The following is an 8,509-nucleotide window of genomic DNA, read 5'->3' on the forward strand; positions in this document are numbered from 1 at the left end:
CGCCCCTCCCCCGGCGCGCCCCTCCCCCGGCGCGCCCCTCCCCCGGCTCTCCCCTCCCCCGGCACGGCGGGGCCCGTCAGTAACCGCCCGTGACGACGTAACCGGCCAACGCGGCGACGACGGCGGTCAGCGCCGCGACGAACCCGGCCCAGCGGAGCCCCGGGCGGCGGGTGACCAGCAGCAGCGCGACGACCGCACCCGCGGCCAGCCCGCCGAGGTGTCCCCACAGCGAGACGTTGGCCGCGATGAGCGTGTAGACGATGTTGACGCCGACGAGCGCCAGCGGCGCGCGCAGGTCCGCCTTGTTCTTCGCGGCGAGTCCCACCAGCACCGCCATCAGGCCGTAGACGGCGCCCGAGGCGCCCCCGGTGGGCGCGAGCGGGTCGAGCATGAGCACCGCCAGCGCCGAGCCCAGCCCGGAGATCAGCCAGGCGGCGGCGAAGACGCCCGAACCGTAGGCGCGCTCGATCTCGCGGCCGATGAACAGCGTCATCAGCCCGTTGAGCAGCACGTGCGAGGCGTCCATGTGGACGAACATGAAGCCCAGCGCGCGCAGCGGGCCCAGGCCGGTGAGGAGCTCCGGGCCCCAGAGCATCCAGGCGCGGGCGAGCGGGGCACCACCGGTGGCGGTGATCGAGCGGGCCTGCAGGGCGCAGACCAGCCACACCGCAAGCAGGGCGGCGGTGATGCCGGTGGTCACGGGCACGTCGCGGAACCAGCGGCGCGCGATGTCGACCGGCCCGGGCGGGCCGGGGCGCCCGGGGGCAGGGTTGCGGGCCGGGCCTGGCTGAGCCACCGACCCGGGCTGTCCCGGCTGGCCGGGCTGTCCCACCGGGCCGGGGCCTTCCTGCGGTGCGAAGTCCGGACCGCCTGACGACTGATCCTGCATACCCAGAAAGCTACCGCAACGGCTCAGACGCGGCCCGCCGCGACGGCCTTCGCCATCCGGTGCAGGGTCGCGGTCGCCTGCGCGTAATCGGCCTGCCGGTCGGCCGACTCGCCGACCAGCTCGGCCGCCCGCAGGATCGCGGCGTTGAGCAGCGAGAAGTCCAGCGGGGAGACCCCCGGGCACAGCTCGTCGAGCACGGTGGTGAACCCGGCGTGGGAGGCCTGGACCTTCTCGTCGGTGAAGGCCTCGGGGAAGTTCTGCACGGCGACCATCAGCGGCCCGTGGGAGCCGTTGGCGAAGAGGTCGAGCGCGGCGTCGACGTAGGCGCAGATGCGCTCGGCCGGGTCGGCGGGCACCGTGCGCAGGCGCGCCTCGAGCTTCTCGTTCCAGGTGTCGGTGGCGTTGACCAGCAGCTGGACCAGCAGGTCGTGCTGGGAGGAGGCGTAGCGGTAGATGCTCGAGCGGGCCAGGCCGACCTCGGCGGCGACCTCGCCGACCGAGGGCATCCTGCCGTGGCCCTGAACGATCAGCCGCTCGGTCGCCTCGAGCACCGCGCGGTGCTGCACGCTGCGGTGCTCGGCGACGGTGCGCCCCTGGGTCTTCGGCATGGGCCCGAGTCTAGATGCGGCTCAGGCGACCGGGCTGAGCCGGCCGTCGACCATCTCGAAGACGCGGTCGCAGTGGCCGAGGACCTCGTGGTCGTGGGTGACCATCACGCCGGCGACGTTGAAGTCGTGGCACTCCTTGGCCAAAAGGGCCACGATCTCCTGGGAGCGGTGGCGGTCGAGCGCGGCGGTCGGCTCGTCGACGAGCAGGATCTGCGGGTCGCCGACCAGGGCGCGGGCGATGCCGACGCGCTGGCGCTCGCCGCCGGAGAGGCTGCCCGGGCGGTTCTTCGCCCGGTGGGTCATGCCGACCTTCTCCAAAAGCTCCGCGCCGGTGTGACGGCCCCAGCCGCCGGCCACGCGGGCGGCGAGCTCGAGCTGCTGCTCGGCGGAAAGCGCAGAGGGCAGGCTGCCGGAGGACTGGAAGACGAAGCCGATGTGCTCGCGGCGGACCTTGGCCAGGGCCGTGTCGTCGAGGCCGGTGACCTCCACGCCTGCCACGGTGACCTTCCCGGTGGCCGGGGTGGTCAGCGCGCCGGCGACGGCCAGCAGGGTGGACTTGCCGGAGCCGGAGGGTCCGACCACGGCGACGAACTCGCCGGGGGCGACGGTGATCGAGACGTCGTCGAGGGCGGTGACCTGCGAGTCGCCGTCGCTGTAGGTGACCGTGACGTCGGAAAGTTGCAGTGCTGTGCTCATCGGTTCTCTCCCAGGGCTTCCAGCGGATCGGTTCGGGTGACGCGCACGACCGCGACGAGCGCGCCGATGAGGCCGGAGACGAACAGCAGCGCGCCTCCGCCGAGGACGGGGCCGAGCTCGGTGGCGTAGGGCATGGCCGTCGACTCGAGCAGGCTGCCCAGGCCGACCGCGATGAGCAGGCCGACGAGGATGGACACGGCCAGGACCACGACGGCCTGGCCGAGGCTGTCGCGCAGCAGGAAGCCCCTGGTGGCGCCCATGGCGCGCAGCGTGGCGATGCTCCCGGCGCGCTGGATCGTCCAGACCAGGAAGAACGCGCCGGTGACGAGCGCGGCGATGACGAAGAGGAACCACGTGATCATCGACAGCGTCATGGTCTCGGCGGCGTAGCCGGGCGAGGAGTCGAAGCTCTCCTCGAGGGTGCGCACGTCCAGCCCGGAGGCCTCGGAGAGCGCCTCGGTGTCGGGCTTGTCTGCGGTGCGCGCGGCGATGACGGAGGCCTCCCCGTAGGCCGCGGGGTCCACGGCCTCGCCGTGGCGGGCGCCGGCGTGGACCTCCTGCCAGACGTCGAGCGGCAGGTAGGCGATGTCGACGTGGCCGAAGGTGCGCTGGCCGTCGGTGAAGCCGACGACGTGCAGCGGGATCTCGAGGCGGTCGATGGTCACGGTGTCGCCGACCGACACGCCCTCGTCCTCGAGGGTGGAGGAGACCACGACGTCGTGCGGGGTCGCGGTCGGTGCGCCGGGGTGGGCCTCGGTGCGCATCGCCGGCAGGCCCTCCGGTGCCAGGAAGGAGCCGGGCTCGACGCCGAAGAGGGTGAGATCCACGGCGGTGCCGTCCTGGTTGTGGGCGTTGACGATGGACAGCCCCAGCGGGGCGGCCGCGGCCACCCCGTCAGTGGCGGCGAGCTCCCGCGCGTCGGTGGCGTCGACGACGGAGCGGGTGAAGGCGGAGTCGGTCTGGGTGCCCTCGGCGAAGGCGATGACGTCGCTGTCCATCGCCTTGATGCCGGAGACGCCGTCGTTGACCAGTCCGGCCGTCAGCCCGGAGATGATGACCACGAGCATGGACATGAGCGCCAGGACGACGCCCATGAGGAGAAAGCGGGCGCGCGCGAAGAGCATTTCGCGCCAGGCTAGGTACATGGTGAAACTTCCTGGTCGGGGGGTGCGGTCACGGCCGTGCGGCCGTTGCCGGAGCATGTTAGCAACACTATGTCGCTATCTTAGCGACAGGGTGTCGCGTTCCGCGACCGGCGGCGCCCCGGGCCCGCACCCCGCACCTCCCCCGGCCCACCTCAAAGACCCCCGACACGCAAAAACCGCCCTCCCGCACACGGCGGGAAGGGCGGTCGGGCCGGCGTCAGCCGGCCCACGCTCCGACGGGTGGGGCGCGCCACGGGTGTGGGCGCGGGCGTCGGAAATTGACGGCCTTAGGCCTCCTGGACCTCGATCGACTCGATGACCACATCCTCCTTCGGACGGTCACGTCGGTCGGTGGCGACCGCGGAGATCTCGTCGACGACCTTGCGGGAGGCCTCGTCGGTGACCTCACCGAAGATGGTGTGGTGGTTGTTCAGGTGCGGGGTCGGCGCGACCGTGATGAAGAACTGCGAGCCGTTGGTGCCGGGGCCCGCGTTGGCCATGGCCAGCAGGTAGGCGCGGTCGAATCGCAGCTCCGGGTGGAACTCGTCCTCGAACTTGTAGCCCGGGCCGCCCATGCCGGTGCCGGTCGGGTCGCCGCCCTGGATCATGAAGCCCTTGATGATGCGGTGGAAGATTGAGCCGTCGTAGAACGGGCCCGAGGTGGTGCCGGCGGCGTTCTCGCTGCTGTAGTCGATGGATCCCTCGGCCAGGCCGGTGAAGTTCGCGACGGTCTTCGGCGCGTGGTTGCCGAAGAGCTCGACGGTGATGTCACCGTGGTTGGTGTGCAGGATCGCGGTAGCGGTCTTGAGAGTCATGTCGGCCAGTGTAGATCACTCGCCCGCCCGCGCGTGTCGCGCCGCGTGGCTACCCTGGGAACCAAAAGCACTGACCGCAGCCGACCACGCAAAGGATCGCCCCGATGAACACCTCGACGTTGAAGATGGCTCTCGCCGCCGGAAAGGACGCCTGGGAGCGCTACAGCGACTTCCGGGACCGGAAGGCCTCGGAGGCCTACGACGCGCTGCTCGGCGCGGCGGACAACTACGACGACGTCGCCGGCGACGTGAAGAAGGCCGGCAAGGACGCCGTGGCCAAGCTCGGCGACCGCGCCTCCGACCTGGCCGACGACGCCGGCACCCTGACCGCCGAGACCCGCAAGCGCATCGAGAAGGCCCTCAAGGAGGCCCGCGAGAGCTCGCACGATTACCTGCAGGACGCCGCCGACGCCCAGGAGTCCGCTGCGCTCAAGGCGAAGAAGATGAGCAAGCGCACCCGCCGCAAGGCGCTGGCGGCCGGCAACAAGGCCGCCGAGAAGGCCCAGAAGAAGATCGACAAGATCACCGGCAAGGCCAAGAAGGACAAGCGCCGCCGCACCTGGCTGCTCGTCGGCCTGGGCACCGCCCTGGCCGCGGTCGGCGGCGGCCTCTACTACTGGTTCAGCCGCGAGAAGCAGGACCCGGCCGGTCTGATCCCGCCGCGCGTCGAGGAGCACGCCCAGACCCGCGGCGACTCGAAGCTCGTCTACTCCACCGAGACCGGCGACGACGCCCCCGCCGCGCCGGCCGAGGCCCCGCGCACCCCGCAGGAGGAGACCGTGCTCAAGGCGCAGGCCGCCGAGGGCGGGCTGACCAAGGATGGCGAGGAGCTGCTGGCCTCCCTCGACGAGCAGCTCGAGCGCCACCGCTCCGAGAACGAGGTCATGGACCGCACCGCCCGCGCCGACGAGGCCGTCGAGGACGCCGAGGACTCCGCCAAGCACCGCCTGGTCGAAGACGAGCCCGAGGACGGCAACCTCGACGCGGTGACGGTCTCCGAGCCGGAGGTCGACAACGAGGTCAGCCAGCACTACGTCCGCGAGAACGACGCCGACGCCGCGCCGGCCGGCGGTTCCCGCAGGCTGACCGACGCCGAGGCCGAGGCCGCCAAGAAGGCCGCCCGCGACAACGACGCCCGCGACGCGAAGGCCGAGCACGACGCCGCCGCCAAGCGCGACGCCAAGGAGGACGGCCGCGCCTAGGCACGCCCCCACCGCCGCGACGCCCCGCCGGACACCCCCTGTCCGGCGGGGCGCTTGTGCATGTGCAGACGGCTCTCCCGGCCGTCCCGGCCGCGCCTAGGCCCGCAGCTGCTCGGAGATCTCCTCGAGCTCCCCGCCGCCGGACATCTCGAGGGTCAGCTCATCGAGGCTCGTCTCGTCGTGAGCGGCGTCCATGGTCTGGCGGCCCAGGTTGAGCAGCACGAACCGGTCGCCGACCAGCCACGCGTGGTGCGGGTTGTGCGTGATGAACACGACGCCCAGGCCCCGGTCGCGCGCCGCGGCGATCAGCCGCAACACCATCCCGGACTGCTTGACACCCAGCGCGGCGGTCGGCTCGTCGAGGATGAGCAGGCGCGCGCCGAAGTGCACCGCGCGCGCGATCGCGAGCACCTGGCGCTGTCCGCCCGACAGGGAGTCGACCGGCACGTCGACGTCCGGGATGTCGATGCCCATCTCGACCAGCGCGCGGGCGGTGGTCTCGCGCATCTCGTCGACGCGCAGCCAGCCGAGACGGCCTTTCAGCTCCTGGCCGAGGAAGAAGTTGCGCCACACGCTCATCTGCCCGACGACGGCCAGGTCCTGGTAGACCGTGGCGATGCCGTGGTCCAGCGCGTCGCGCGGGCCGGAGAAGGTGACCTCCTCGCCGTCGATGAGCAGCTGCCCGGAGGTCTGCCGGTGCAGCCCGGCGAGCACCTTGATCAGCGTGGACTTGCCGGCGCCGTTGTCGCCGAGCACGCAGGTAACCGACCCGGCGCGGACGGCGAACCCGACGCCGCGCAGCGCGTCGAACGGCCCGTAGGACTTGGTGACCTCGCGCAGTTCAACCAGCGGCTCACTCATGGGACTCTCCTTCCGGATTGACGACGTCGCGCTGCTTCCCCTCGCGCGTACCTGCGGCGTCGCGCGCCCCGCGCGCGGCGGTGCCGCGCGCGTCGGCTCCCTCGGGCGCCGTGCGTGGGGCAGGCGCGGCGTCGTCAAGCGTGCGGGGCTTTCGCCCCGGCAGGCCGGCGGCGGCCCAGCGCGTGAACGAGTTGTTGGTCAGCACGGCCCACAGCAGCATCGCGCCGAGGAAGAACTTGAACCAGTCCGGGTTCCAGCCGGCGTAGACGATGCCCTGGTTGGTCATGCCGAAGATCAGCGCGCCGATGGCGGTGCCGATCGCCGTGCCGCGCCCGCCGGTCAGCGAGCAGCCGCCGATGACGGCGGCGATGATGTAGATGAACTCGTTGCCCACGCCCTGGCCGGCCTGGATCGAGTCGAACATGAACAGGTTGTGCATGCCGACGAACCAGGCGCAGAAGGCGACCGTCATGAACAGGCCGATCTTGGTGGCGCGCACCGGCACGCCCACGGCGCGGGCGGCCTTCTGGTCGCCGCCGACGGCGAAGATCCAGTTGCCCACCCGCGTGCGGTAGAGCACCACGGTGGCAACGGCCACGAAGAGCAGCCACCAGAAGACGGTCACGCGCACCTGCACGCCGAAGACGCTCACCGAGGAGGCGAAGAAGGCGCGGGCGGAGTCGAAGCCCTCCATGTCCGAGATCGTCGGGGTGGCCACCTGGCCGGTGACCAGTTTGGTGATCGCCAGGTTCAGGCCCTGCAGCATCAGGAAGGCGGCCAGGGTGATCAGGAAGGACGGGATTCCGGTGCGGGTGACCAGGTAGCCGTTGAGCGCACCGATGATCAGCGCGGTGGCCAGCGAGATCGCCGCGCCGACCCAGGAGTTCAGCCACAAGTTGTAGTTGAGCATGGTCGCCACCAGCGCGTAGGTGGTCACGGCCACGCCCGAGGAGAGGTCGAACTCGTCGCCGATCATCAGCAGGCCCACGCCGACGGCGATGATACCGATCGTCGAGGAGGCGTAGAGCACCGTGGCGAACGCGTCGAGGCTGCGGAAGGCCGGGGCGACGGCGAAGAAGAGCGCGAAGATCAGGATCGCGCCGAGCAGGCTGGACAGCTCCGGGCGGCGCAGCAGGGACTGCAGCCTCGTGGAGGTCTGCAGGCGGTCGTCGCGGGAGACGCTCTCCGCGCCGGCGCTCTCCGCACCCGCGGCGCGGGGCGCGCCCGCGGTGCCGGGCGCGGCGTCGGAAATCGGGGTGGCCTCGCTCAACGCAACCCCTCCTTGGCCGCCTCGGCGATCTTGTCGACGTTCGAGGCGTCAACGAAGCTCGGGCCGGTGTAGACCGGGCGCGCGCCACCGGGCGCGGAGCCGTTGCGGTGGGCCAGCCACAGCGTGTCGACGGCCAGGTAGCCCTGCAGGTAGGGCTGCTGGTCGACGGCGAACTCGACCTCGCCGTCCTCGATCGCGCCGACGAGCTCGGCGTTGGTGTCGAAGGTGGCGATCCTCGCCTCGGCGCCGGCCTGCTCGCGCGCGGAGACCGCGGTCAGCGCGACCGGGGCGACCAGGCCCATGACCCAGTCGACCGAGCGGTCCTGGGACAGCTTGGCCTGCAGCGTCGACTCGACGGCGGTGAGGTCCATGCCGTTGACGTAGAGCAGCTCGACCTGGCCGCCCGGGGCGGTGTCGTTGAGGCCCTCCTTCAGGCCCGCACAGCGCGACTCCTGCGAGGAGTTGCCCTGCTCGTGGATGACGCAGAGGACCTTCTTCGCGCCCTCATCGCCGAGGCGCACGCCGGCCTTGCGCCCGGCGACCTTCTCCTCCTGGCCGAAGAAGGCGGCCATGCCGAAGTCCTGGTAGCGGTCCATGCCGGAGTTCAGGCCGACGGTCGGGATGCCGGCGTCGACGGCGGTCTGGACCACCGGGCCCAGCGAGTCCGGGTTCGGCATGGTCACCGCGAGGCCGTCGACCTGGGAGTCGACGGCGTTGCGGATCAGGTTGGCCTGTTCGGGAAGCTCGGGGTGCGAGGAGTAGCGCAGCTCGATGTTGTCCTTCTGCGCGGCGTCCTCGGCGCCCTTGCGCACCAGGTCCCAGAAGGTGTCGCCCGGCGCGCCGTGGCTGACCATCGCGACCGTCATGCGCGGGGTGTCCACTCCCCCGCTGCCCGCGCCGTCGCCGCCGCGGTTGCGCGGGGCACCGCCGGTGGCGGAGCAGGCGGTCAGGGCGAGGGCGGTCACGACGGCGACGACGGCCGCGAGCGCGCCGCGGGTGGCGCGCGCCGTGTGGTTGCCGCTG

At 71.8% G+C, this 8,509-nt stretch carries 9 protein-coding genes; 1 reads left to right on the forward strand and 8 read right to left on the reverse strand.

The genetic code is table 11. The features are described from left to right. Nucleotides 1-76: 76 nt before the first annotated feature. The 5 genes from QQA02_RS11460 to QQA02_RS11480 form a co-directional block, all read right to left on the reverse strand. The gene (locus QQA02_RS11460; RefSeq protein WP_284773764.1) at nt 77-796 is read right to left on the reverse strand and encodes a rhomboid family intramembrane serine protease; all 720 of its coding nucleotides are present in this window, start codon (nt 794-796) and stop codon (nt 77-79) included. A 116-nt stretch (nt 797-912) separates the two neighbouring features. Further along, nucleotides 913-1,497 carry a TetR/AcrR family transcriptional regulator gene (locus tag QQA02_RS11465; protein ID WP_284773763.1) on the reverse strand — a complete coding sequence of 195 codons (585 nt, stop codon included), beginning with the start codon at nt 1,495-1,497 and terminating at the stop codon, nt 913-915. A 21-nt stretch (nt 1,498-1,518) separates the two neighbouring features. Then, nucleotides 1,519-2,193, reverse strand: a complete 675-nt coding sequence (locus tag QQA02_RS11470) for an ABC transporter ATP-binding protein (protein WP_284773762.1) — start codon at nt 2,191-2,193, stop codon at nt 1,519-1,521. After that, entirely contained in the window at nt 2,190-3,338 is a 1,149-nt protein-coding gene (locus QQA02_RS11475; protein WP_284773761.1) for an ABC transporter permease, read from the reverse strand. The genes QQA02_RS11470 and QQA02_RS11475 overlap by 4 nt, the downstream gene beginning before the upstream one ends. A 287-nt stretch (nt 3,339-3,625) precedes the next feature. Further along, nucleotides 3,626-4,153 carry a peptidylprolyl isomerase gene (locus QQA02_RS11480; protein WP_284773760.1) on the reverse strand — a complete coding sequence of 176 codons (528 nt, stop codon included), beginning with the start codon at nt 4,151-4,153 and terminating at the stop codon, nt 3,626-3,628. 104 nt (nt 4,154-4,257) lie between these two features. Here QQA02_RS11480 and QQA02_RS11485 point away from each other — a divergent pair, with 104 nt between their 5' ends. Then, nucleotides 4,258-5,355: a hypothetical protein gene (locus QQA02_RS11485; protein ID WP_284773759.1), complete on the forward strand. Its 1,098-nt coding sequence runs from the start codon at nt 4,258-4,260 to the stop codon at nt 5,353-5,355. Nucleotides 5,356-5,451: 96 nt separating this feature from the next. Here QQA02_RS11485 and QQA02_RS11490 read toward each other — a convergent pair whose 3' ends face one another. The 3 genes from QQA02_RS11490 to QQA02_RS11500 all read right to left on the reverse strand — a co-directional run. Next, entirely contained in the window at nt 5,452-6,216 is a 765-nt protein-coding gene (locus tag QQA02_RS11490; protein ID WP_284773758.1) for an ATP-binding cassette domain-containing protein, read from the reverse strand. After that, nucleotides 6,209-7,486, reverse strand: coding sequence for an ABC transporter permease (locus tag QQA02_RS11495; RefSeq protein WP_423777750.1), 1,278 nt, complete (start codon nt 7,484-7,486; stop codon nt 6,209-6,211). The genes QQA02_RS11490 and QQA02_RS11495 overlap by 8 nt, the downstream gene beginning before the upstream one ends. After that, nucleotides 7,483-8,509 (reverse strand): substrate-binding domain-containing protein (locus tag QQA02_RS11500; protein WP_502870997.1); only part of this gene is annotated, 1,027 nt, incomplete at its 5' end. The genes QQA02_RS11495 and QQA02_RS11500, both read right to left, overlap by 4 nt.

Origin of the sequence: Corynebacterium sp. MSK006, assembly GCF_030232385.1 — a bacterium.
Lineage (GTDB): Bacteria > Actinomycetota > Actinomycetes > Mycobacteriales > Mycobacteriaceae > Corynebacterium > Corynebacterium frankenforstense_A.